We start from the raw sequence: 24,940 nt of genomic DNA, 5'->3' as shown, positions 1-24,940 counted from the left end.
TAAAACAAGCACCTTAATAAGTTAACAATTACGGCTTCTTTAAATTATAGTTTTACCACATCAAATTAACAACAAAAAATAGAACAAAAACTCATGAAAAAACTATTACAAATCTTTTTATTATTATTTGTACTTACATCTACTGCTACCTTAGTTAGCTGTGATGTTGAAGATGGAAAAAACGGAATTGATGGCGTTGACGGACAAGACGGTGAAGATGGCGAAGACGGTGAAGATGGTGAAGACTTAACTGAAACTCCAACCATGTTTGAAAATAAATCGGCTACCTCTCCTCTGGTTGCAATGGCTACTCAATTTAATTTTGTTGAAGCCTATTCTTTAGTATCAACACCCGATGTTATTGATGGTTTTCAATTAGCCGGATCTGCAGATGGTGCAGGCTTTTTAAAAGATGGCGATGGTTACATGTATGTGGTTAACTGCGAAGACAGTTATGCGGTAGCTAGAATACGTTTCGATGAATTTATGAATCCTATTTCTGGAGACTATTTATTAAACTCTGGCGTAGCAGATTTCGCAAGACAATGTTCTGGAACCATGTGGGAAAGCGAAATTCATGGCGGAACTTCAGATTTATTTTTATCTGCTTCAGAATCTATAAACTACGATGTTAAAGGTATAGATCCTTGGGTAGAAACTCCAACACCTACTGCCGATTTTGGTTTAGACGCATTAGGAGAATTTTCTTGGGAAAATGCTGTACCTCTTCCAAAAGACGCCTATTCTGGTAAAACAGTTATTATTGGTGGAGATGATGATTCTAGCGACTCTGAAGGACAAGTAACTATGTATTATTCTGAAGCAGGAGATGCAGACCTAACTGGAGGTAAAGTATATGTTTTAAAATTTACCGAAGTTTCTGATGGTGCTGGTGGAGTTCAAGCAGTAGATGCTGACACACAATACGACGAAAGTAACCTAGATTTCCAAACAGAATACAGTGTAGAATTTGTTGAAATAGTTGACGGTGCAAACTTAACTAAGAACGAAATGGAAACCGCTTGTAACGCTGTTAATGCTTCTCAATTTATGAGAGTTGAAGACGTAGATTACCAAAAAGGAGACGATGCCAATGCAAGAAATGTATATTTTGCTGTTACAGGTCGTGGCCCAGGTAGAGGTACGTACAACGATTGGGGAACAGTTTACAAATTAGAATTAGACGAAACAAACCCTCTTGTTGGTAAACTAACGCAAATTATTAGCGGAAATACAGACACTAATAATATGGACGGAAACTTAAACGACTTACAAAGTCCAGACAACATTTGTGTTACAGAAAACTTTGTTTATGTGCAAGAAGACCCAAATTCTTTTGACAGAAACCACGCGGCTTACATTTACCAATCAGACCTAAGTGGAAACAACATTAACCAAGTGTTAGAGTTAGTTGTTCGTCAAGATTTAGATCCTAACTTTAGTACTGGTTTCAGCGGTGAGTTTGGTGCATTAATAGATGTATCGGATAAAGTAGGTGTAGCCAACACATTTATTCTTGCTGTACAACCTCACTATTGGGAAAACAGCGATTTCACAAGTTTAGATGGACATGAAAACACATCATACGAAGACGACCAAGCGTCTCAAATCGTTTTATTAAAAGGGCTTCCTAGATAAAAGAAAACACTTTTTTAAATAAATAAAAGATCTCCATTGTTACAATGGAGATTCTTTTGTTTTTATAATTATTAAAACATTATGTATAAAAATTTATTATTAAAACTAATCGTATTCACTGCTTTAATTGGGATTACATCATGTAAAGAAGAACATACTCAACCTATTCCAAATAAAATTAATTGGGACATCGCTCATCAATATTATTTAACCAATATTAAGCAGGCCTTAAGCTATTTAGATAGCTTAAAAATGGAAGGTTTTAATGGTAAAAACGCAAAATTTTATTTTAAACAAGCGAGAATTGCATTTAAAAAAGCGGAACCTTTTGCATCACATTTAAACCCAGAAGTTGGGCATCGAGCCAATGGACCCGCGCTACCCATTTATAAAGAAGATAATGGTAAAATATTAAAACCTGTAGGTTTTCAAAAAATAGAAGAAAGCATTTACACCCAAGAAACTACAAAAGCCGATTTCGAAAATGAAGTATTTATTACCCATGGTTTACTAAATGTTTTAAAAAAAGATATTGAAAAAAGACCCCTAAACCCTAAACGCTTTTTTGTATCAACACACCAACAATTAATGCGCTTGGTAAGTTTAGCTATGGCAGGGTTCGATACACCTGTAAGCCAATTAAGCATTAAAGAAACAGCCACTTCCTTAGAAAGTTTATTATTTGTTTACAAAAACACGCTTCAATCTGTAATTATTTCTAATAACAAAGACCTCGATAGCGCGTTTAAATCTAATATTGAAAACGCCGTAAAATACATAAACAACAATACCGATTTTATAACTTTTGATAGGTTTACATTTACCCGAGACTATTTAAATGAAATTACCAGAAATTGGGTAGAAATTAGAAAAGTAAGCGACCTTTGGGAACCAACAGACTGGTATCCTTTTAACTTCAATGCTCCTACTTTTTTTGAAAACAATGCGTTTAACACCAATTATTTTGTTGATGTAAACGATAAAAACCCAACAAAAAAACAAGTTGAACTAGGCAAAAAACTATTCTTCGACAAAAAAATCTCCAAAACACAAACTTTAGCCTGTGCATCTTGCCATTTACCAGAAAAAGGCTATGCCGATGGTTTAGCTTTAGGTAAAGATAATACTGGCAATAATTTAGAGCGCAACACCCCAACCTTGATAAATAGCGTATATCAAAAAAACTTTTTTTGGGATGGTAGAGCCAGCACCATTACCGGACAAATAGGCATGGTATTTACAAACAAAAAAGAATTTAATACCGAAGTGCATCAATTTTCAGATGAAATTTTAACAGATTCTACATACATCAATCTGTTTAAAGAAGCCTACGGTAGCGTACCAAAAAACAACCGTGTTGTTATTAGAGCTTTATCATCGTTTGTAGCTACACTAAACGGCTTTAATTCAAAATTCGATAAAAACATTAGAGGCGAAGAAAACACCTTTACGCCACAAGAAAAACTTGGCTATAACTTATTTATGGGTAAAGCCCTTTGCGCTACCTGTCATTTTATGCCATTAACAAACGGTACGGTACCGCCATTTTATAGCGAAACTGAAAAAGAGGTTATTGGCGTACCAGAAACCAAAGCGAATAAAGCATTAGATGATGATTATGGCTACTACTGGAAATTTAAAGAAGATTTACACAAAGGCATGTTTAAAACACCAACTGTGAGAAACATAACCTTAACAGCGCCATACATGCACAACGGTGTTTACAATACTTTAGAAGAAGTGCTAGATTTTTATAACCAAGGCGGCGGTGGCGGCTTAGGTTTTAATTTACCACACCAAACACTTCCTTTTGATAATTTAGATTTAACCATAGAAGAGCAACAAGCTATAATAGCCTTTATGAATACTTTAACCGATAAAGATTACGAAAACTATTAAACACAAATATTAGGTTTACGAATTGTAAAGCTTCAAAACAAATACATAAATGTTTTGAAGCTTTATTTTTGTGTCTAATTTTTCATTAGCTTTGATATAAACACCTTTTTTATTGTGATAGATTTTTTACTTACAACAGACGCTATAATGGCGTTACTAACCTTAACTTTTTTAGAAATTATTTTAGGGATCGATAATATTGTATTCATATCTATTGCAGCCAACAAATTACCAGAAAACCAACGAAGTAAAGCCACAAATATTGGTTTACTTTTAGCCATGGCGCAGCGTATTATTTTATTGTTTTTTGTTAGTTTTTTAGTAGGTTTAAAAGAACCTTTTTACACCATTAACCTAACGTGGTTTCATGCCGGCATAAGTTGGCAAGCCGTAATACTTTTTGTTGGTGGTATTTTTTTAATATATAAAAGTACTAGCGAAATTCATGAAAAAGTTGAACACCCCAACCACAGTGAACAAAATCTTAAAGGCAAAAAAATGCAAAGCCTAAAGCAAGCCATAACACAAATTTTAATTATAGACTTTATATTTTCAATCGATTCTATACTTACTGCGGTTGGTATGACAAACGGTTTACACCCAAACCATAATTACACTTTAGTACTCATGATAATTGCTGTTGTAATTTCAATAACCATCATGATTGGGTTTGCAAATCCAATTCGTAAATTCATAAATAATCACCCTAGTATACAGCTACTTGGCTTAGCCTTTTTAATTCTTATTGGCTTTATGCTAATTACCGAAGCCGCTCACCTATCGCACACCAAATTATTCGGTAACGAGGTTGGCGCCATACCAAAGGGGTATTTGTATTTTGCCATTGCCTTTTCACTTTTTGTAGAGTTTTTAAACTTTAAAACCACTAAAAAACAATAATTCGGTTTAATTTTAAGTTACATATAGTTTTGTAAAAGGATTATAATCGTAACTATTGTATTTTTTTTAACTTTACTTCATATAAAAGCTTCAAATCATGAAAAAGGCCTACTGCATTGTATTATTTCTATTCGTCTCAGTTTCAATATTTGGCCAACGTGTAGTTTTTCCTAATCAAAATCCTATAAATCCATATTTAGACGACCCTTCATTTTTAGCTTTAAATGGTCGTTATAACATGACAGGAATTATTCAGGCTTCAGACACAAACATATCTAACACATCACAATATGTAAATGCACAATTAGCTCCTTTTGATAATTTCGCTTTTGGTTTAGATTACTCAAATCATAGTTATCAAATTTATCATTATACACAACTATTTTTAAATACACGGTTTAAATTTAATTTAGGTAACGAATTTAATTACATTAACCTAGGAGCTTCAATTGGTATAGATAGAGTTAACGAAAATAGATCATCGAACGATAATAGCTTTAGTTCTGTTTATAAATTGGGGGCGCATTACACTAATTTTAACTTAACCATTGGTGGTTTTTTAACAACATACCCTATTCAAAATGATTTGTCTTTAGCTCCAACCGAACCCTTAACCAGTAGTGATGGCTATACTGCATATGCAGCCTACAGAATAAGAGTTTCTGATAATTTAAGGATTACGCCTATGGCAAAATACAATTCTTACAGCGACTTAAACATTGTTGAAGGTGTTGCTAATATTAATTACAAAGGCAATTACGAATTGGCTTTAAGCTATAAGGACGATTACTCTTTTAATACCGTCATTAGCGGACGCTTTTTTAAATATTTTAGAGTAAGCTACTCTCTTGAAAGTGCCTTAGGTTCGCAAAACTTTAATCGTGTGCATTCTGTCGGGGTTTCTGTAGATTTAACACCAAAAGAACAAGAAATACCAGAATGGTTAGCTAACGTTAAACGAAGTAGAGAAAAATTAGGTAGAAAAAAGAAAGAAAAAAAACCAGAACCTACAATTGTTGAAACCGTTGAAGAAATTGTAGAAACAGAAGAAATTGCTGAAGAGGTTATTCCAGAGACCAATACAGACGAAGATAACATTATCTCAACACCTGTAATGAGTGAAGATTCTCCTTCCGATATTGTAAACGGTGTCTTAAAATCTGGTTATTATATAATTTTAGGAAGTTTTGTTAACGAAAGCAATGCCAACAAAGAAGTAGAACGTTTAAAATCTCAAGGCATTTATGCCAGAGCAGGACGTAAAAATGGTGATAAATTCTACTATATTTATGTAGATCGTTACGATGATAAAGATTTAGCCGTTGAACGCACTTTTGGCAAACAAAAAGAAGATGGGTTTAATAAAGTTTGGTTACTTCGTGTAAAATAAGAGCGAAGTATAGGTTATAGTTTTTTTTGAATGACGCATGGATTTCCAAAAGCCAACGAGTTGTCTGGAATATTTTTAGTAACTACGCTGCCTGCGCCAATAGTAACATTATTACCAATGGAAACGCCAGGGCAAATTACTACGTTTCCTCCAATCCAAACATTATCTCCTATGGTCACAGGCTTTGTTGCTGTTACATAACGCGATTCTTTGTTTGATATAATAACTCTATCTGCGGCATTTATTGGATGTGTTGCGGTATAAATTTGAACATAAGGTGCGATAAGGCCATTTTTACCTATCGTGATTTTATTCGTATCTAAAAAAATACAATTTGTATTAACAAACGTATTTTCTCCAATACTAATATTTTCGCCATATTCACAAAAAAAAGGAGATTCAATCCATACGCCAGAGCCTCGAAACTTAAAAAGCGATTCTAAAACCTTATTTCTATCTTCTAATAATTCAGAATCTAGATTATTATACACTTTCAACAATTTTTTAGCATTATGGTACATTTTTAATAATTCCGGATCACGAGAATCGTAAAAATCACCATTTAACATTTTTTGTTTTTCGGTCATTGTTGTAAATAGTTTACTAAGTCCTCCAGTTTTTCTACCGAATCTTTTAAACCTCCTTCTCGATTCCTAAGTAACCAAACCGTTTTATGGTTATCGATTAATTTTGAAAGTTCGGTGGCCAGTAACTTTCTTTTTTTAATTGGTATTTTATGGGTTGCCATATTTCTGGCTTCCAAACGTGCTAAACCAAGTTTAATACCAAATAATGCCAACTTCGACGCTTGTTGTAGTTCTGTAATAATTGTTTCGCCATCTGGGGCTTGCGGATTAGCGAGTTCTAATTGACTTAACCCCTTTTCTATTTCTATTTGGGCAGCTAATAAGCCATTTTTTGTTAAATGTTTGGTTTGGTAATGCCCTTTCATAGTCCAACGAAATCGTCTAAGCATTAAATGATAAGCATTTGCATTACCAGCAGGAATATTGGCTTTTAAATAAGCATTTCCTAATGTTAAAATAGCTTTTGCCGTATTACCTGTATCATCATTAAAAACATATTGATTTAACAGAAACTCTAAATTTTCGACGGTTTTATCTGAATAATTCCAAGCATAATTTGCCCCCAAAACTAATGCTGGATAACTCACAGATTTCGGCTGGAAATGCCCAAAATCGCCCCAATCGGTAATTAAATATCCTTTTGCTCCATACTTTTCACCTTCAATCGCTGCGTTTTTTAGGTTTATAAAAGCGTTGTAATTTCTACCAATTTCAGAACGCCAACTCGATGTACCAGGACACACATAAAAATCGAGATTAGCATCATGAAACTTTTCTAAATTTTTATCAAACGGATAAGTAGCATCGTAACCCCAAACTAAGGCCGTCATGTTTTTTGGAATGTCTTTTATAAGTTCTGGGTGATTTAAAACAATATCGCCCCAAAACTGGCTTTGCCTGCCGTTTTTAACAATTTCGTTATTTAGTTTTTTTAAAAAATTTAAATACACTTTACCTTTACCTATAGAGTCGCTTAAGGCTTTAGATTTTCCTAAGCCTAATTCTACGGTTTCATCACCGCCAATATTTACATATTTACTCGAAAAATTGGGTAATAATTCGGTGTACAATTCTTGCATCAAAGCCAACGAATTGGGGTTCGTCGGTGCTAATGCGGTGCGCTTTCTATTTCCCCAAATGGTTTTACAGTCGGTTTCGCATTCACATAAATCTAAATAGGCATCATGTTTTAGCCAATTTTCCATATGGCCAAACGAATTTTGGTTTGGCACTAAATCAATACCTTTTTTTAGGCAATAACTATCAATTTCTTTTATTTGATCTGCGGTTAACGGACTCGCATTTTCCCAAACCACTTTATGGTTTCTATAAGCAAAAGTATGTTCGGTATACAACTGAAATTCGTTTATACGCCATTGCGCCAACTGATCTATTAACAAATAAATGCTTGCCATAGTTGGCACCTTATCGCGGCTTACATCGAGCATATAACCGCGTTTCTCAAAATTTGCCCAATCACTAATTTTAGTATACGGAACAAATTCGTTCTCGGTTTGAGCATAATTTAGCAACCTTAGTAATGTTTGCTTTCCGTAGCGTAGCGCATTTAAGTTTTTTGCAACTAAGGTGACGTTTGAAGTATTTATTTCTAACTGAAAAGCATCAAATCCCTTTAAATTAGCATCGATTTCGAAACATATTTTATAATCACTTTTTGTAGTTGATATATTAAATTTTCCAGCTGAAGCTTCAGTGATACTAGAATTTAAAAACGCTTTCAAAACAGCTACTTCGTCATTATAAATGACAACCGAATCGGTATTTACAGCTATTTCTTGAGGAGTAAATAGTAAATATTTTTCAAAATCGTTATTAGCAAACAAAAACGTATTAACCAATCCGACAAAAAAAAGAACGATAAATTTAAGCTTCATAGAATTATACTTTCTTTTAAGTTTTATTAATTTTATTGAGGTTAGAACGTTGTTTACTACAATTTAAATTGAACTCCACAATTGAGAACTGAAGATTTTAATGTGCCATTTCTTTCAATTATCCCCAAAAAATATCTAAGATTAACAGCTAAATTTTCAGCGATTTTATACCCAAAACCTAAAGTTAATCCTAAGTCAAACACATTACTCTCAAATGTGTTATTTGTTGCATTATACTCAAAAGGACTTTTCTTTACTTTTTCTTTTACATTAAAAATGTAACCTAATTGTGGTCCAGCCTCAATATAAAAAACATCATTAAATAAATACTGAAAAACAATTGGCAATATAATGGTAAACTCGTTTATTTTAGATTCATAATCTGAATCAGATATAAGGAATCCTTCAGAATCATAAACTTGTATATCCTCGACTAAAATATTTGTACCTTGGCTAGCAAACATTAATTCTGGTTGCATGTTAAAATTATTTCCTATAATAACATTTGCATAGCCTCCTGCAAAAAAGCCAAGTTTTGGTTTATAATCAAGATAAGTAATTCCGCCTACTTTATGTTCTGGAGTAAATTGCGAAAAATTTCCTCCAAACGTAATTCCAAATTCAATAGTAGAGTTTTGTCCATTTAAATTATAGCAATAAAGTAAAACAAAAACTCCTAGTAACAGTGCTTTTTTTTTCATTCAGTAAAATCCTATATTTATCTAAAACCAGATAACTTTAAAACAAACTCGTTTGTCCTTCGTCGTCCTTATCGGTTTCTGTGTCGTCTTTTGGTTTGGTTGAAGCGTCTGACTCGGTAGCACCTAATGTTTCTTCATCTACAACTTCTAAATCGTTAGCATGAACTTCCTCTGGCGATTCAAAAGGTAACGGATCTAATAAATTCACTTGATTTACTTTATCTTTTGTGAGTTGGTTTCCTAATGCCGAAATACCTTTAATGGCTATAAATTCTTCTAGATTTACTTCTAAATTTTCTTTACGGTCTTTACCGCGTTCTTTAGCAAAAACCACTTCGGCCATTGGTTTCCAATCGGTAGAAACAATTTCTAATTGCGATTTTGGATGATCGGATATAAAAGTTTCTTCTTTATCTTCTTGCTCAATTACAAAACGTTTTACGTAATAAAGCTCTTTTTCACCGTGATAATAAATAGCCGAAATTGGTTTTTTAGGCTCCCATTTTTCTAGAACAACCATATCATCATCAAAATGCATCGTTACTTCTGGAGTAACCGTTTTAATAACACCCGACTGACTAATTATAAGCAATTTATCTTCACCTCGAAACTCACCGATTAAATCGCCTCGACCATCAACATTTATACGACGAACGGTTTCGTCGAACCAGATTTTTCTTGGTTTTAAGGTTGATACGCCTTTCTCTTTAAGCTCAACACGCTTAATAGAATATTTTGTTACCAAATTTCCTTTTGATGCACGACCTTTGATTAAAATATCGGCAAAATCAATATCCCATTTCAATTTTTTAATGCTTCCAGCTTGTCGCAATAAAATAGTTACTACCTCGGCTTCACCATTAGGGTTTGCCGAAAAATACAACATGGTTGATGCTTTATTACCAGTGGTTAAATCGTATTCTCTATCTCGGGTAATACTGGTAACCGCAAAACGTTTTATGTACGATGGCCCACTTTTTCCATCCCGATAAATCATGTTATAAATGGTGCGTTTATCTTTCTTTTTAAATACGGCAACATGAACAATATCTTTACCAATAAAGGTTTTTGTATCTACTTTGGTTACCATCATTTTACCGGCTTTTGTAAATACAATAATATCGTCTATATCGCTACAATCGCCAACGTATTCATCGCGTCGTAAGGACGTTCCAATAAAGCCTTCAGCCCGATTTACATAAAGTTTTGTATTTCGAATAACTACTTTTGTAGCATCGACATCGTCAAACACACGAATTTCGGTTTTACGCTCTCGCCCTTCACCGTAATCCTTTTTTAGCCTTGCAAAATAAGCTATGGCATAGTCTATTAAATTATCTAAATGGTGTTTTACCTCGGCAATTTGCTCTTCTAAAGCATCAATTTTTTGTTGTGCTTTATCAATATCGAATTTAGATATGCGCTTAATACGAATTTCGGTTAATCGTACAATATCTTCTTCGGTAACCGCTCGTTTTAAATGTTTTATATGGGGTTGTAACCCTTTATCGATGGCTTTAATAACGCCTTCCCAGGTTTCTTCTTCTTCAATATCGCGATAAATTCTATTTTCAATAAAAATACGCTCAAGAGATGCAAAGTGCCATTGTTCTTCAAACTCGCCGAGTTTAATTTCTAACTCTTGTTTTAATAGTTGAACGGTATTATCTGTACTTCTGCGAAGCATTTCAGAAACACCTATAAACAGTGGTTTATTGTCTTCAATTACACAACCTAAAGGCGAAATGGAACTTTCGCAGCTAGTAAATGCATAAAGTGCGTCTATTGTTTTATCGGGTGATAAACCGGAAGGCAAATGCACCAAAATTTCTACTTCGGCAGCTGTGTTATCTTCAATTTTTTTAATTTTTATTTTCCCTTTATCGTTGGCCTTTAATATTGAATCGATTAAAGACGACGTTGTTGTACCAAAAGGAATTTCGGTAATTACTAAAGTATTTTTATCGAGTTGCGAAATTTTGGCTCGTACACGTACTTTTCCACCTCGTAAACCATCGTTATAATTTGAAAAATCTGCAATTCCTGCCGTAGGAAAATCGGGAACTAATGTAAACCGCTTCCCATTTAAATGCTTAATTGAAGCATCGATAAGTTCGATAAAATTATGTGGTAATATTTTTGTTGAAAGCCCGACTGCAATACCTTCTCCGCCCTGTGCTAATAACAACGGAAACATTACCGGAAGATTTACCGGCTCTTTTCTACGACCATCGTAACTGGCTTGCCACTCGGTTATTTTAGGGTTGTAAACCACATCGAGAGCAAATTTTGATAATCTCGCTTCAATATAACGCGATGCCGCTGCACTATCGCCTGTTAAAATATTCCCCCAGTTTCCTTGAGTATCTATTAATAAATCTTTTTGGCCTATTTGCACCATAGCATCTGCAATACTAGCATCGCCGTGTGGGTGATATTGCATGGTATGCCCAACGATGTTTGCAACTTTATTGTAACGACCGTCGTCGAGGTCTTTCATACTATGCATTATACGTCTTTGAACCGGTTTAAAACCATCTTCAATGGCTGGAACTGCGCGTTCTAAAATTACATAGGACGCATAATCTAAAAACCAATCTTTATACATTCCCGTAACTCGGGTAATGGTTTCGTTTGGTTCTTGGTTTTCTTTGTTGGCTAATTCGTCGTTATGTTCGTCTATCATATATTATGAGGCTTTCTCTTCTTCTATTAAATCTAACTCTACTTTTAGATTTTCTATAATAAACTCTTGGCGGGTTGGCGTATTTTTACCCATGTAGAATGATAATAAATCTTCAATAGACATGCCTTCGTCGAGCATTACAGGGTCTAATCGAATATCGTCGCCTATAAAATGTTTAAATTCATCGGGCGAAATTTCACCTAATCCTTTAAATCGTGTTATTTCTGGTTTTGGCTTTAATTTTTCTATAGCATTAATGCGCTCTTCTTCTGTATAACAATAAATAGTTTCCTTTTTATTGCGAACCCTAAATAAAGGTGTTTGTAATATGTACAAGTGACCTTCTTTTATAACTTCAGGAAAAAACTGCAAGAAAAACGTAATTAATAATAAACGAATGTGCATACCATCCACATCGGCATCTGTGGCAATTACAACATTGTTATATCGCAAATCTTCTAAAGATTCTTCTATATTTAAAGCTGCTTGCAGCAAGTTAAACTCTTCGTTTTCGTAAACTATTTTCTTTGTTAATCCGTAGCAATTTAAAGGCTTTCCTTTTAAACTAAATACGGCTTGGGTGTTTACATCGCGTGACTTTGTAATACTACCTGATGCCGAATCTCCCTCGGTAATAAACAAGGTTGTTTCTAGATTGCGCTCGTTTTTTGTATCGCCAAAATGTACGCGGCAATCACGTAACTTTTTATTATGAAGACTTGCTTTTTTTGCGCGATCTCTGGCTAACTTACGAATACCAGAGAGTTCCTTTCGTTCGCGTTCGGCTTGTAAAATTTTCTTTTGAAGCTTTTCGGCGGTATCTGTGTTTTTATGTAAATAATTATCGAGTTTGTTTTTTACAAAATCGTTTATGTAAGTTCTTACCGTTGGGTAATCGCCTCCCATATCTGTAGAGCCTAACTTGGTTTTTGTTTGGCTTTCAAAAACGGGCTCCATAACCTTAATAGCGATAGCACTTACAATAGATTTTCGCACATCTGAAGCATCATAACTTTTACCATAAAACTCTCTAATTGTTTTAACGATAGCTTCACGAAAAGCATTTAAATGTGTACCACCTTGCGTTGTGTTTTGCCCATTAACAAAACTGTTATATTCTTCGCTATATTGTGTTTTACTGTGCGTTAGTGCAATTTCTATATCGTCGCCTCGTAAATGAATAATGGGATATAATAAATCGGATTCGTTTATTTTTTCGGATAACAAATCTTTTAAACCATTTTCGCTGTAATACTTTTCACCATTAAAAACTATAGTTAACCCAGGATTTAGGTACACATAATTTTTAAGCATTTTCACAACATATTCGCTGCGAAACTTGTAGTTTTTAAAAATACTTTCGTCTGGCACAAACGATACTTTGGTTCCTTTTCGGCGCGAGGTATCGTCGAGCATATCTTTACCTGTTAACTCGCCTTTTTCAAATTCTGCCGAGGCTGATTTTCCATCTCGTGTACTTTCAACTCGAAAATAAGTAGATAAAGCATTTACAGCCTTAGTACCAACCCCATTAAGCCCCACCGATTTTTTAAATGCTTTAGAGTCGTACTTACCCCCTGTATTCATTTTAGAAACCACATCTACAACCTTTCCTAAAGGAATACCACGACCATAATCGCGCACAATAACCTTACTGCCTTGTATAGAAATTTCGATGGTTTTACCTGCGCCCATTACAAACTCATCGATTGAGTTATCTAAAACTTCTTTTAAAAGAATATAAATACCATCGTCTGGAGAACTACCATCACCCAATTTACCAATATACATTCCCGGTCGCATACGAATATGCTCTTTCCAGTCTAACGAACGAATATTATCTTCGGTGTAATTGGTTTGTTCTGCCATAAAATTAGGTGAGTTTTGTGAGATTGCTTGCTAATATAACATATCGGCTCAAAAAATAAAACCAGCAACTCACAAAATAATTAACAAAAAGACCTGTTAATTGTTAAGAACCTCAAGCTGAGCTACCAAAAAACGCGGTTTATCCATAAACACACCAAACCACCTAACTTAAATTTACATACAGTAACACCTGAATTAAAGCAGCAATTCTGGAAACCTTAATACGATTCAGCTTTTTCTTTTAAAACTTTATTTCTATAAACCAACAAGTTAGTAATGTGCTTCTTAAGGAAAAAAGAATCGTATAATTTACCTAGTATTCCATAAGGCGATTCAAAATAAAACTCATCAATCATAATGGTTTTATTACACTCCTCTTTAAAAATATGCTTATGCTTATACTGCTTAAAACCTCCTTTTACCATTTCGTCTACAAACAAAACAGGGGCTTCAAACTCTGTAACCTTTAAAGTTAAATGCTGATGAAAATAAAGGTGCCTTGTTTCCCAGAGGGTGAAGTCATTTTTTTGCACTAAACCAGAAACTTTGCCTGCAATAGCTATTTCGGTTGGCTTTTTTAATGAATTTTGATAAAACGTTAAATCTCTCGCCAAATTGAAACATTTTTCAATATCGGCGTCGATTTCAGTTTGTACTTCAATACAAGGCATAATACAAAGAAACTATTTTTAGTAATCTTAAAAAGTTCTCCAAATATACCAAACGGCATCTGATTTTCAACTACATAAATCTAAAACAAACTCGTATTTTAAAGGATTCTTAGTACAGCTACATTTTCTTCAAAAATTATGCATTTTTCAAGAAAAAAATCAAAAAAAAATCAAAAGTCTAAGTTTCAAAGTTTTGATTTTATTAAGTCCTTTTGCCTTTACTTACACATTAAATAAGAAATGCATTACGTCGCCATCCTTGACTATATAATTTTTACCTTCAACACGCATTTTTCCAGCTTCTTTTACCTTTGCTTCGCTACCAAACTCAACATAATCGTTATATGCAATAACTTCTGCTCGAATAAAACCTTTTTCAAAATCGGTATGAATTACGCCCGCTGCTTGGGGTGCTGTTGCACCAATATTTACAGTCCACGCACGCACTTCTTTTACACCAGCTGTAAAATAGGTTTGCTGATTTAATAATTTATAAGCACCACGAATTAATTTTGCCGATCCTGGCTCGTCTAAACCTATATCTTGTAAAAACATTTGACGCTCTTCGTAATCTTCAAGCTCGTTAATATCGGCTTCTGTACCAACTGCAAGCACTAAAACTTCTGCATTTTCATCTTTAACTGTTTCCTTTACTTTTTCTACATAATCGTTTCCCGAAACAGCAGCACCTTCATCTACATTACAAACGTATAATACTGGCTTATCGGTAATTAATTGCGCTGGTTTTACAAAATCGACATAATCGTCTTCACTAAACTCTAAAGCTCTAACAGATTTTCCTGCTTCTAAACCAGCTTTAATACTTAATAAAATAGCTTCTTCTTTTTGAGCTTCCTTATTACCTGTTTTTGCGGCACGCTTTACTTTATCTAGTTTTTTATCTACGGTTTCAAGATCTTTTAATTGAAGTTCCATATCAATGGTTTCTTTATCTCGAATTGGGTCTACACTTCCATCAACATGTACAATATTATCGTTATCAAAACAACGTAAAACATGTAAAATAGCATCTGTTTCACGAATGTTTGCTAGAAATTGATTTCCTAAACCTTCACCCTTACTTGCCCCTTTTACTAAACCAGCAATATCTACAATTTCTACAGTAGCAGGTATAACACGTTCTGGACTTACCAATTCTTCTAATTTCTCTAATCTAGGATCTGGCACATTAACAACTCCTATATTAGGCTCAATAGTACAAAAAGGAAAGTTTGCACTTTGCGCTTTCGCGTTAGATAAACAATTAAATAACGTTGACTTTCCAACATTTGGTAATCCTACAATTCCTGCTTTCATAATAACTGTATTTTGCGAGTGCAAATATATACTATCTTGTTTGTTTTTTTACATTTTTTTTAAAATTGAAGACGCTAGTAATTTTTCAATAAAAACATGTATTTACAGAATTTTCAATAACATTTATAATGTTTTTCTTAGTTTTTCTAGGTGTTTTACTATAAATTAGCTTACCTAACTATAAAATACTCATATGAAAACAATCCATTTTTATTTATTCTTTTTTTCAGTATGCCTAACTTTTGCACAACAAACTGTTAGCGGAACTGTAAAAGACGCTTCAGGAATCCCTCTCCCTGGTGTTAACATTAGTGAAAGCGGCACTACAAATGGGACGGCCACAGATTTTGACGGAAATTATTCTATTTCTGTTAGCGATAATGCCTCCCTTGTATTTAGTTTCGTAGGCTACAACACTACTACTATTGCTGTTAACGGCCAATCTACAATTAACGTAATCTTAGAAGAAGGAGTTAGCCTCGACGAAATTGTTTTAGTAGGCTCCCGTAGCCCAAAACGTACCGCTGTAGATACAGCTGTAGCCATTGATGTTATTGATGTAACAGAAGTTAACACACAAATTGGTAAAGTAGAAATTAACGAATTGCTACAATATGCAGCACCATCTTTTAATGCCAACAAACAATCTGGATCTGACGGTGCAGACCATGTAGATCCGGCATCCTTAAGAGGTTTAGGGCCTGACCAAACTTTAGTTTTAATTAACGGTAAAAGAAGACACCAATCGTCTTTAATTAACCTTTTTGGTACGCGTGGTCGTGGTAACACAGGAACCGATTTAAATGCCATTCCTTCTGCATCAATTAAACGAATTGAAATTTTAAGAGATGGTGCCGCCGCACAATATGGCTCTGATGCCATTGCTGGTGTAATTAATATTGTTTTAAAAGATAATGTTGAAGAATTTACAGGTAGCATTTCGTACGGTGCCTACAACAATAACCCAGATGTTGACACGAGCGACTTTGGCGAATACGGTTCTTGGAACACCGATGGTTATAGATTAGATACCGAAAAAGATGGAAATGCTATTGGAGATGATAAAAATTTTGATGGTGGTTCTGTAAAAATTGCAGCGAACTACGGGTTTAAAATTGGCGAGGAAGGTTATGCCAATTTTACAACTGAATATTTAAGTAAAAATAAAACGTTACGCCCTGCTTTTGAATTTAGAAAAGGGTTTGGTGAAGCCGCTATTGATGGTTTTAATTTCTTTGGAAATGTTGCCATTCCTCTATCTGAAAACACAGAATTTTATGCCTTTGGAGGACGTAATTACAGAGATACTGATGCTTATGCATTTACAAGAAACGGTGGTGCTCGTGTTGTAGAATCTATTTACCCTGATGGATTTACACCTAGAATTACATCGGTAATTTTAGATAACTCGGTTTCGGCTGGTATTAGAACCGAAATGGCTAGTGGATGGAATTTAGATTTTAGTAACACCTACGGAAAGAACAATTTTCATTATTACATTAAAGGGACTTTAAACGCCTCTTTAGAAGACAACTCGCCCACTAGTTTTGATGCTGGTGGACATAGCTTAAGCCAAAATACCGTAAACTTAGATTTATCTAAATACTACGACGATGTTTTAGCAGGCATGAACTTAGCCTTTGGGGCAGAGTTTAGAACTGAGAACTTTACTATTTTTGCAGGTGAAGAAGGATCTTACGCCACTTACGACGTTAACGGAGAGCCTGTTACCGCAAACACCGATCCGGCAGATTATACGTATTACGATACTAATACCGGCGAATTGCGTCCTGGTGGCTCTCAAGGATTCCCTGGTTATAGCCCAGATAACGAAGTTAACGAAAACAGAAGTAACTTATCGCTTTACGCTGATGCGGAATTAGATATTACGGATAGTTTCCTTTTAAGTGGTGCCGCCCGTTTTGAAAACTACAGTGATTTTGGTAGCACTCTAAACGGAAAATTAGCGATGCGTTTAAAAGCTTCAGATAACATAAATATTAGAGGTTCTGTTAGTTCTGGTTTTAGAGCGCCTTCTTTAGCTCAAATATATTACAACTTAAAATTTACTAACGTATCAAGTACTGGTACAGAAGAAGTGCTATTAGCATCAAACGATAGCCCAGTAACAAAATCGTTTGGAATTGATGATTTATATGAAGAAAAAGCCCTAAATGCCGCTTTAGGTTTCACTGCTTCTTTTGGAAAATTCACAGCTACTTTAGATGGTTATTATATTAAAGTAAAAGATCGTATTGTATTAACAGGTTATTTTGAAGCTACAGATATTGATAATGTTGGTTCTGCACAATTTTTTACAAACGGTGTTAATACAAGTACAACTGGTTTAGATGTAATTTTATCTTACAAAGAAACTTTAGGTAATGGTAGCCGATTAGGCGCAACATTACTTGCCAATTTTAACAATATGGAAATTGATGATGTTTTAAATGGAGATCTAGACGAACAAACGTTTTTTGGAGAGCGAGACAAAGCCTTTTTATTAGCTTCTGCTCCAGATAGCAAAATAAGTTTAAACTTAAACTACGATAAAGATTGGTTTGATGCTGCGCTTTCGTTTACACGTTTTAGCGAAGTTGAGTTACTTGACTGGCAAATGTATGAAGACACTGCAGATTACGGCACACTTGCAGACCAAGTTGCTGCAGCTACAGACACATACTCTTCTAAAATAGTAACCGATTTAAATTTAGGGTTCGATTTATGTGAGAGCACAAAAATAAATGTTGGTGCAAACAACTTATTTAATATTTACCCAGACCAACAAGACGATTGGACTGAAGCTGGTGGATATTGGGATTCTGTACAAATGGGATTTGGTGGTGCTTATTACTATGCTAAACTTAATTTTACATTTTAAGAGAACTCATTTTATAAATAAAAAAAAGACTCGATTGGGTCTTTTTTTATTTATAGCTATCTGCCAATTGCTCTAAAACTTTAATTGCGCTTAAACCATCTGTTTTATCTACAAAAATATGGTCATGATAATAACCAGCAACCACATTACAACATATATTATATTTTGCTAATTCTACCGAAAATTTGGCGGTTAACCCCACAGCTTCAAGCGCAGAATGAACCTGCAAAGTAATCCAAGAAGCTACAAAATGGTATTTTAACTTTAAATTATCTGCTTTACTTTTTTCAAGCACAACGGTAATACCTGCAGCTTCTTTAAATTCGAAAAGTGTATCTTCTCTTTTAATATTATCAATATTAGGTAAGCTTACAAAAACATACTCGCCATCATTTAATTTTGGTTTCATATGCTTTATTAGCTCTTCTAAGTTTTTTTCACCTTCCTTATTCATTATCTATTATTTACAAAAACAAATAAGTGCCCATTTTCATATGTAATTTCAACCGAATCTTCAATGGCTATATTACGTGTTCCTATACGCTGTCCAAAAATTAAAGCTTCGTTATTTAAAGGATACATTAAACCTTTTGTTGTAACGCCTTCAACATTAAAAAACGGAACTAGCGATACTATTTTGTTTTTACATTTTTTTATTTCTGTATACTTATCAGCTAAAAAATAATAACCATAATTATCATAAAACATCAAATTTATATCATTATTCCATTTTATTGCTGTGCTTAAATTTCCCAAAAAATGATCTTGTTCTTGCCCGCTAGCACCATAAACATCAACATGTGTAAAGCCTTTTTCTTTTAAAATTTTTAAAACTTTATCAAAATCTGTAAAGTCTTGATCTGGAGTATGTACAACCTCAACATCTTTAGGCAAATCATGTAACGAATCGAAATCGCCGCTAATAAAATCTGGTTTAACTTCATGCTTTAACAAGTGTTTATAACCACCATCTGTTGCACAAACCACATCATATTCACTTAAATCTGGAAATATTTTAGGCGGTTCGCCATTAATTAATAAAAACGCTTTTTTCAATGCCATTAAAAAATTATTTAAAGCTAAGAAACAAAAAAAATCCTGAGCTTAAAAACTCAGGATTTCAATTTCATTATTATCAAAAAATATTAGTCTTCTGGGTGCATAAAGCGTTGTTTTGCCAACAACTCTTCTTCGGTTTCTTCAACGTCTTCATCTGGCACACAACAATCTACAGGACAAACTGCAGCACATTGTGGCTCGTCGTGAAATCCTTTACACTCTGTACATTTATCTGGAACAATGTAATATAAATCGTCGCTTACCGGTTCTTGCGGTTCGTCTGCGTCAACTTCTTTTCCGTTAGGTAAAACAATAGATCCTTCTAAACTTGTACCATCTTTATAGCGCCAATCGTCGGCACCTTCGTATATTGCTGTATTTGGGCACTCCGGTTCGCAAGCACCACAGTTTATACATTCGTCTGTTATTATAATTGCCATAGTAATTTTTGTTTTTAAAATTCAAGAACTCGTTATAGTTTCCTTAAATTTGCAGTTGCAAAAATAAAGCCAAAACCATTCATAACCAAATTAGAATGCAATTAGAACAGAGAATTAATGCTTTTGTGAATTTAGGGTTGTTTTTAAAACAATTTTCAAACGAAACAATAAAAAAGGAAAATAATGTTAAAAATAACGACTTATTTTTCGATGGCTTTAAACACCAATTAAAACTTGCCCAAGAACATAATGGTTGGTTTACAACAGAAAACTTGAGGTTTTCTATTAATAATTGGGCAAATGCATTAACTCTAGAAAATTTAAAAACTTGGTTAAAACCATATAATATAGACAACATTACACCTAAAACTGTTGCTATAATTATGGCAGGAAATATTCCTTTAGTTGGGTTTCACGACTTTTTAAGTGTTTTAATTACTGGACATCATATTTTAGTTAAACAATCGAGTAACGATAAACAACTACTACCCTATTTAGCTAAATACTTAGAATATGCCGAACCTGATTTTAAAGGCAAAATACAATTTACAGAAGAAAAATTAGAAAATTTTGATGCTGTAATTGCTACAGGAAGTAATAATACAGCTCGTTATTTTGAATATTATTTTAAAAATAAACCAGCTATAATTAGAAAAAACAGAAACTCGGTTGCGGTTTTAACTGGCAACGAAACTATTGATGATTTAAAAAATTTAGCTGAAGACATTTTTAGATATTATGGCTTAGGATGCCGTAATGTTTCTAAAATGTATGTCCCAAAAGGCTATAATTTTAATGCCTTTTTTGAGGGCATTTACCATTGGCACAACATTATTGAACACGCCAAATACGCTAATAATTACGACTACAATAAAGCAGTGTATTTAATGAGCGAATTTGACATGCTTGAAAACGGATTTTTTATGATAAAAGAAGACGAAAGTTATGCATCGCCAATTGCTACTTTGTTCTACGAATATTACGAAAACGTTGGAGTTCTAAAAGAAAAGCTAAATGCAGAAAAAGACCAAATTCAGTGCATTGTTGCTCACAATTTTAGTGATGCTGAAATTGCCTTCGGGCATACTCAAATGCCTAATCTAAACGATTATGCGGATAGTATCGATTCTGTTGAATTTTTGTTAGCAATTCCGTAAAAAAATTATTGATTTTTTAACATAAAATACTCAATTTATCACCAACTTTACACCTTAATTTTTTTCACAAAAAATGAAATCTAAAATATTAGAAAGATTCTTAAATTAGCAGTAATTTTCAACTTTTTAATTGATTTAAGATTACATCTGATTCAAAAAAAATAAGACAAAAAACAAACAGATGAAAAAACACAATTTTAGCGCAGGACCATGTATTTTACCGCAAGAAGTTTTACAAAAAGCTTCGCAAGCCGTTTTAAATTTAGATAATAGCGGGTTGTCGCTAATTGAAATATCACACCGTAGCAAAGCTTTTGTAGACATTATGGAAAATGCAAGGGCTTTAGCTCTAGAACTTTTAGGACTAGAAGGCAAAGGTTACAAGGCTTTATTTTTACAAGGTGGAGCAAGCACACAATTTTTAATGGTGGCTTTAAACCTTTTAGAAAAGAGAGCAGGATATTTAAATTCTGGTACCTGGGCTGCAAAAGCTATTAAAGAAGCCAAAATTTACGACGACATTTATGAAGTAGCGTCATCGAAAGATGCAAATTATAACTACATTCCAAAGGGTTATGAAATCCCTGAAGATTACGATTATTTTCACTGTACCTCTAACAATACCATTTTTGGTACGCAAATGAAAGAGTTCCCTAACTCGCCAATACCAATGGTATGCGATATGAGTAGCGATATTTTTTCTCGATCTTTAGACTTTTCTAAATTCGATTTAATTTATGCAGGTGCACAAAAAAACATGGGGCCAGCAGGAACAACATTAGTCGTTGTTAAAGAAGATATTTTAGGTAAAGTATCTCGTAAAATACCTTCAATGATGGATTATAAACTGCATATCGATAAAGGTAGCATGTTTAATACGCCACCAGTATTTGCTGTATACACTTCAATGCTAACTTTAGAGTGGCTAAAAGGACTAGGCGGAATTGCGGCTGTAGAAAAAGAAAACGAAAAGAAAGCACGTTTAATGTATTCTGAAATTGACTTAAACCCATTATTTAAGGGGTTTGCATCAAAAGAAGATCGCTCGAACATGAACGCTACTTTTACACTTGAAAACGAAAACCTTAAAGAAACCTTCGATACCATGCTTAAAGAAGCAGGCGTTAATGGTTTAAACGGGCATAGAAGTGTTGGTGGCTACAGAGCATCAATGTACAACGCTTTACCATTAGATAGCGTAAAAGTTGTTGTTGAAGTTATGAGCGAATTAGAACGTAAAGCATAATAGTAAACAGTAAACCAGTTGCAGTTATGCAGTTGTTTTTATTAAAATTTTAAAATAATTAATCCAAAAAGTTTAAGCTAATGGTTTTATCACTTTTAACTTCTAACTTTTAATTTTTAACTTACAGAAATGAAAGTACTAGCAAACGACGGTGTTTCTCAAAGTGGTATTGATGCCCTTGAAAAAGCCGGATACGAAGTATCTACCACAACAGTAGCTCAAGAACAATTAATAAACTATATAAACGAAAACGATATTTCGGTTTTATTGGTTAGAAGTGCTACCACAGTTAGAAAAGATTTAATTGATGCCTGCCCAAACCTAAAAATTATTGGTCGTGGTGGTGTTGGTATGGATAATATTGATGTAGAATACGCTCGCGAAAAAGGTTTAAGCGTAATTAACACACCTGCTGCTTCGTCGCACTCTGTTGCCGAATTAGTTTTTGGACACCTTTACGGTTTAGCACGTTTTTTACATAACGCTAACCGCGAAATGCCTTTAGAAGGCGACACCAACTTTAAAGGCTTAAAAAAAGCTTATGCTAAAGGCACAGAATTAAAAGGAAAAACTTTAGGTGTTTTAGGTTTTGGTCGTATTGGTCAAGCTACAGCAAAAGTAGCTCTTGGTGCCGGCATGAAAGTTGTTGCTTTTGATCCGTTTATGGAAGAAGCTAATTTAGAGTTAGAATTTTTCGACGGTCAAAAAGTTAACTTCGAAATTAAAACCATATCTAAAGAAGATGTTTTAAAACAAGCAGACTTTTTAACATTACACGTTCCAGCACAAAAAGATTATGTAATTGATGAAGCTGAATTTAACATAATGAAAGATGGTGTTATTATTGCAAATGCCGCTCGCGGAGGTGTATTAAACGAAGTGGCTTTAGTAAAAGCTATTGAAAGCGGTAAAGTTGCAAGAGCTGCATTAGATGTTTTTGAAAAAGAACCTAAACCAGAAATGCAATTATTAATGAATCCTGCCTTGTCGTTAACACCACACACAGGAGCAGCCACTAATGAAGCGCAAGACAGAATTGGTACAGAATTAGCGTCGCAAATTATTAGTATTCTTGGATAAGAAACTGTAAAATGTGACCTAAATACATAAATTGAGTCCTAACTATAAAAGGTTAGGACTTTTTTTGTAAATTGATTAACCAATTTTGTTTAACACATTAAAAAAAATAAAAATAACATGTCTGGAATTTTAGATTTATTAAACAGCGACCTAGGAAAAACAATAATTAGCGGTGTAGCAGGATCTACTGGTAACGACCAAAGCAAAACAAGCAGTGTACTTACTATGGCATTACCGGTATTAATGAAAGCAATGCAACGCAATGCTTCTACACCTCAAGGTGCAGAGGGGTTAATGAGTGCATTAAATGGGAAACACAACGGTAGTATCCTTGATAATTTAGGTGGTTTATTTGATGGTGGTGTCGATGAATCTGTCACTAACGATGGTTCTAAAATTTTAGGGCATATTCTTGGGAGTAAGCAGCAAGGTGTAGAGCAAGTAATAGGCCAAAAAGCAGGTTTAGATGCCGGGTCTGTTGGTAACATTATGAAAGTAGCTGCTCCAATTTTAATGGGGGTTTTAGGGAAACAAACACAACAACAAAACGTAAGCAGTTCTAATGGTATTGGAGACTTATTAGGCGGTTTATTAGGCGGAAGTTCTGCAGGACAAGAACAAAGCTTTTTAGAGTCAATTTTAGATGCCGATGGAGATGGTAGTGTTGTTGATGATGTTGCCGGTATGTTACTAAGTGGTAATAAAAGCAAAGGTGGTATTGGCGGCTTATTAGGTGGCCTTTTTGGTAAATAAAACCAGACTCGCAAATCATATTAAGAAAACGCGAAAGCGTAATTAATAAATAAAATTTGTCATTTAAAGTTCAAACGAACTCTAAGTTAAGCTTAGAAAAATTGTTATTCTTTAAATGGCATTTTTTTATTAAAAAACACCGCAATGAATGAGATGCTTCGCTGCACTCTGCATGACATTAGAATTTAAGGTGCAACATTACAAATTACTTTGCATAGTCATAGTTAGGTTTGTTAAACCTGGTATAAATCCTAGTTTTTAGCAACAAATTTTGTAACTTATAGAATAAATTCAAGTTATGAAACATCTACTTTACTCACTGCTGTTCGTCGCACTTGTTGTTTTTAATTGCAACACCCCAAAAACGGCATCCAAGAACATATCGAACGAAAAACTTGAAAACTTAAAAAATAACGACACTGTAAAAATTAGCAGCGACAAAGTAGAGTACGACATTATAATTATTGAACCTGGCTACAACTATTGGCTTGCCAGTACAGCACGACCAGAAGGTTATTATTCGCAGCAATTTATGGAATCGCGCAACTACCAATATGTTATTGAATGGAATAACCGCGTGTTACAACCTAACAGATTTAGCCCTAACTTATACGAATTACAAATAGACTACCAACCAAATATAGATTATGGCTATGAAGTAAATTACAAACTATATAATTACTTTATTTATTTTCAATTAAAATATAACCAAAGGTTGGGAAGCTTTATCCCCAGAATTTAAAAGCTTTTACTTATTTTTGGTAAAAATTT

General features: G+C 34.0%; 20 protein-coding genes. 10 read left to right on the top strand and 10 right to left on the bottom strand.

What is annotated here, in order from left to right; all coding sequences use genetic code 11:
• Positions 1-93 precede the first annotated feature (93 nt).
• From LG651_RS07710 to LG651_RS07695, 4 genes are all read left to right on the top strand, one after another.
• Entirely contained in the window at positions 94-1,638 is a 1,545-nt protein-coding gene (locus LG651_RS07710; RefSeq protein WP_226695553.1) for a PhoX family protein, read from the top strand.
• 81 nt (positions 1,639-1,719) lie between these two features.
• Positions 1,720-3,537, top strand: a complete 1,818-nt coding sequence (locus LG651_RS07705) for a cytochrome-c peroxidase (RefSeq protein ID WP_226695552.1) — start codon at positions 1,720-1,722, stop codon at positions 3,535-3,537.
• A gap of 114 nt (positions 3,538-3,651) precedes the next feature.
• Positions 3,652-4,437: a TerC family protein gene (locus LG651_RS07700; protein WP_226695551.1), complete on the top strand. Its 786-nt coding sequence runs from the start codon at positions 3,652-3,654 to the stop codon at positions 4,435-4,437.
• 97 nt (positions 4,438-4,534) lie between these two features.
• The gene (locus LG651_RS07695) at positions 4,535-5,827 is read left to right on the top strand and encodes a PorP/SprF family type IX secretion system membrane protein (RefSeq protein WP_226695550.1); all 1,293 of its coding nucleotides are present in this window, start codon (positions 4,535-4,537) and stop codon (positions 5,825-5,827) included.
• Between the two features lie 14 nt (positions 5,828-5,841).
• Here the strand turns inward: LG651_RS07695 and LG651_RS07690 are convergent, their stop codons facing one another.
• The 7 genes from LG651_RS07690 to ychF all read right to left on the bottom strand — a co-directional run bounded on the left by LG651_RS07690 (position 5,842) and on the right by ychF (position 15,553).
• Complete coding sequence (locus LG651_RS07690; protein WP_226695549.1) at positions 5,842-6,414, bottom strand: sugar O-acetyltransferase; 573 nt, start codon at positions 6,412-6,414, stop codon at positions 5,842-5,844.
• The gene (locus tag LG651_RS07685) at positions 6,411-8,309 is read right to left on the bottom strand and encodes a beta-N-acetylhexosaminidase (protein ID WP_226695548.1); all 1,899 of its coding nucleotides are present in this window, start codon (positions 8,307-8,309) and stop codon (positions 6,411-6,413) included. The genes LG651_RS07690 and LG651_RS07685 overlap by 4 nt, the downstream gene beginning before the upstream one ends.
• Positions 8,310-8,365: 56 nt before the next feature.
• Positions 8,366-9,010 carry a porin family protein gene (locus tag LG651_RS07680; protein ID WP_226695547.1) on the bottom strand — a complete coding sequence of 215 codons (645 nt, stop codon included), beginning with the start codon at positions 9,008-9,010 and terminating at the stop codon, positions 8,366-8,368.
• Between the two features lie 37 nt (positions 9,011-9,047).
• On the bottom strand, positions 9,048-11,696 hold the full coding sequence (locus tag LG651_RS07675; RefSeq protein ID WP_226695546.1) for a DNA gyrase/topoisomerase IV subunit A: 2,649 nt from the start codon (positions 11,694-11,696) through the stop codon (positions 9,048-9,050).
• Positions 11,697-11,699: 3 nt separating this feature from the next.
• Complete coding sequence (locus LG651_RS07670) at positions 11,700-13,565, bottom strand: DNA topoisomerase IV subunit B (protein ID WP_226695545.1); 1,866 nt, start codon at positions 13,563-13,565, stop codon at positions 11,700-11,702.
• A 218-nt stretch (positions 13,566-13,783) separates the two neighbouring features.
• A complete protein-coding gene (locus LG651_RS07665; RefSeq protein WP_226695544.1) occupies positions 13,784-14,236 on the bottom strand; it encodes an SRPBCC family protein in 453 nt (150 codons plus the stop codon).
• A 222-nt stretch (positions 14,237-14,458) separates the two neighbouring features.
• Positions 14,459-15,553, bottom strand: coding sequence for a redox-regulated ATPase YchF (ychF, locus tag LG651_RS07660; protein ID WP_226695543.1), 1,095 nt, complete (start codon positions 15,551-15,553; stop codon positions 14,459-14,461).
• Between the two features lie 193 nt (positions 15,554-15,746).
• Here ychF and LG651_RS07655 point away from each other — a divergent pair, with 193 nt between their 5' ends.
• A complete protein-coding gene (locus LG651_RS07655; protein WP_226695542.1) occupies positions 15,747-18,434 on the top strand; it encodes a TonB-dependent receptor in 2,688 nt (895 codons plus the stop codon).
• Positions 18,435-18,480: 46 nt separating this feature from the next.
• Here LG651_RS07655 and LG651_RS07650 read toward each other — a convergent pair whose 3' ends face one another.
• From LG651_RS07650 to LG651_RS07640, 3 genes are all read right to left on the bottom strand, one after another.
• A complete protein-coding gene (locus LG651_RS07650) occupies positions 18,481-18,888 on the bottom strand; it encodes an ACT domain-containing protein (RefSeq protein ID WP_226695541.1) in 408 nt (135 codons plus the stop codon).
• Complete coding sequence (locus tag LG651_RS07645) at positions 18,888-19,496, bottom strand: thiamine diphosphokinase (RefSeq protein WP_226695540.1); 609 nt, start codon at positions 19,494-19,496, stop codon at positions 18,888-18,890. Before LG651_RS07645 ends, LG651_RS07650 begins: the two co-directional genes overlap by 1 nt.
• A gap of 83 nt (positions 19,497-19,579) precedes the next feature.
• Positions 19,580-19,933, bottom strand: coding sequence for a 4Fe-4S dicluster domain-containing protein (locus LG651_RS07640; protein ID WP_226695539.1), 354 nt, complete (start codon positions 19,931-19,933; stop codon positions 19,580-19,582).
• Positions 19,934-20,028: 95 nt separating this feature from the next.
• On the opposite strand from LG651_RS07640, the gene LG651_RS07635 reads away from it, so the two are divergent.
• From LG651_RS07635 to LG651_RS07615, 5 genes are all read left to right on the top strand, one after another.
• Positions 20,029-21,090, top strand: coding sequence for an acyl-CoA reductase (locus LG651_RS07635; protein ID WP_226695538.1), 1,062 nt, complete (start codon positions 20,029-20,031; stop codon positions 21,088-21,090).
• A gap of 181 nt (positions 21,091-21,271) precedes the next feature.
• Positions 21,272-22,336 carry a 3-phosphoserine/phosphohydroxythreonine transaminase gene (gene serC, locus LG651_RS07630; RefSeq protein ID WP_226695537.1) on the top strand — a complete coding sequence of 355 codons (1,065 nt, stop codon included), beginning with the start codon at positions 21,272-21,274 and terminating at the stop codon, positions 22,334-22,336.
• Between the two features lie 129 nt (positions 22,337-22,465).
• Positions 22,466-23,416, top strand: coding sequence for a D-2-hydroxyacid dehydrogenase (locus LG651_RS07625; RefSeq protein WP_226695536.1), 951 nt, complete (start codon positions 22,466-22,468; stop codon positions 23,414-23,416).
• Between the two features lie 117 nt (positions 23,417-23,533).
• Positions 23,534-24,169 carry a DUF937 domain-containing protein gene (locus LG651_RS07620; protein WP_226695535.1) on the top strand — a complete coding sequence of 212 codons (636 nt, stop codon included), beginning with the start codon at positions 23,534-23,536 and terminating at the stop codon, positions 24,167-24,169.
• Between the two features lie 298 nt (positions 24,170-24,467).
• Entirely contained in the window at positions 24,468-24,911 is a 444-nt protein-coding gene (locus LG651_RS07615) for a DUF6146 family protein (RefSeq protein ID WP_226695534.1), read from the top strand.
• Positions 24,912-24,940: the final 29 nt, after the last annotated feature.

The sequence above is a fragment of the Neotamlana sargassicola genome (assembly GCF_020523965.1).
GTDB classification, from domain to species: domain Bacteria; phylum Bacteroidota; class Bacteroidia; order Flavobacteriales; family Flavobacteriaceae; genus Neotamlana; species Neotamlana sargassicola.
Note: the sequence above shows the minus strand (reverse complement) of the source record. Positions and strands in the feature narration are given on the sequence as shown.

Excerpts from the sequence above, each read along its gene's own strand:
- LG651_RS07675 (WP_226695546.1), bottom strand. The coding sequence starts at position 11,696 with ATGATAGACGAACATAACGACGAATTAGCCAACAAAGAAAACCAAGAA.
- LG651_RS07640 (WP_226695539.1), bottom strand. The coding sequence starts at position 19,933 with ATGGCAATTATAATAACAGACGAATGTATAAACTGTGGTGCTTGCGAA.
- LG651_RS07620 (WP_226695535.1), top strand. The coding sequence starts at position 23,534 with ATGTCTGGAATTTTAGATTTATTAAACAGCGACCTAGGAAAAACAATA.
- LG651_RS07670 (WP_226695545.1), bottom strand. The coding sequence starts at position 13,565 with ATGGCAGAACAAACCAATTACACCGAAGATAATATTCGTTCGTTAGAC.
- LG651_RS07625 (WP_226695536.1), top strand. The coding sequence starts at position 22,466 with ATGAAAGTACTAGCAAACGACGGTGTTTCTCAAAGTGGTATTGATGCC.
- LG651_RS07695 (WP_226695550.1), top strand. The coding sequence starts at position 4,535 with ATGAAAAAGGCCTACTGCATTGTATTATTTCTATTCGTCTCAGTTTCA.
- LG651_RS07615 (WP_226695534.1), top strand. The coding sequence starts at position 24,468 with ATGAAACATCTACTTTACTCACTGCTGTTCGTCGCACTTGTTGTTTTT.
- LG651_RS07645 (WP_226695540.1), bottom strand. The coding sequence starts at position 19,496 with ATGGCATTGAAAAAAGCGTTTTTATTAATTAATGGCGAACCGCCTAAA.
- LG651_RS07655 (WP_226695542.1), top strand. The coding sequence starts at position 15,747 with ATGAAAACAATCCATTTTTATTTATTCTTTTTTTCAGTATGCCTAACT.
- LG651_RS07635 (WP_226695538.1), top strand. The coding sequence starts at position 20,029 with ATGCAATTAGAACAGAGAATTAATGCTTTTGTGAATTTAGGGTTGTTT.
- serC (WP_226695537.1), top strand. The coding sequence starts at position 21,272 with ATGAAAAAACACAATTTTAGCGCAGGACCATGTATTTTACCGCAAGAA.
- LG651_RS07710 (WP_226695553.1), top strand. The coding sequence starts at position 94 with ATGAAAAAACTATTACAAATCTTTTTATTATTATTTGTACTTACATCT.
- LG651_RS07690 (WP_226695549.1), bottom strand. The coding sequence starts at position 6,414 with ATGACCGAAAAACAAAAAATGTTAAATGGTGATTTTTACGATTCTCGT.
- LG651_RS07685 (WP_226695548.1), bottom strand. The coding sequence starts at position 8,309 with ATGAAGCTTAAATTTATCGTTCTTTTTTTTGTCGGATTGGTTAATACG.
- ychF (WP_226695543.1), bottom strand. The coding sequence starts at position 15,553 with ATGAAAGCAGGAATTGTAGGATTACCAAATGTTGGAAAGTCAACGTTA.
- LG651_RS07650 (WP_226695541.1), bottom strand. The coding sequence starts at position 18,888 with ATGAATAAGGAAGGTGAAAAAAACTTAGAAGAGCTAATAAAGCATATG.
- LG651_RS07705 (WP_226695552.1), top strand. The coding sequence starts at position 1,720 with ATGTATAAAAATTTATTATTAAAACTAATCGTATTCACTGCTTTAATT.
- LG651_RS07680 (WP_226695547.1), bottom strand. The coding sequence starts at position 9,010 with ATGAAAAAAAAAGCACTGTTACTAGGAGTTTTTGTTTTACTTTATTGC.
- LG651_RS07665 (WP_226695544.1), bottom strand. The coding sequence starts at position 14,236 with ATGCCTTGTATTGAAGTACAAACTGAAATCGACGCCGATATTGAAAAA.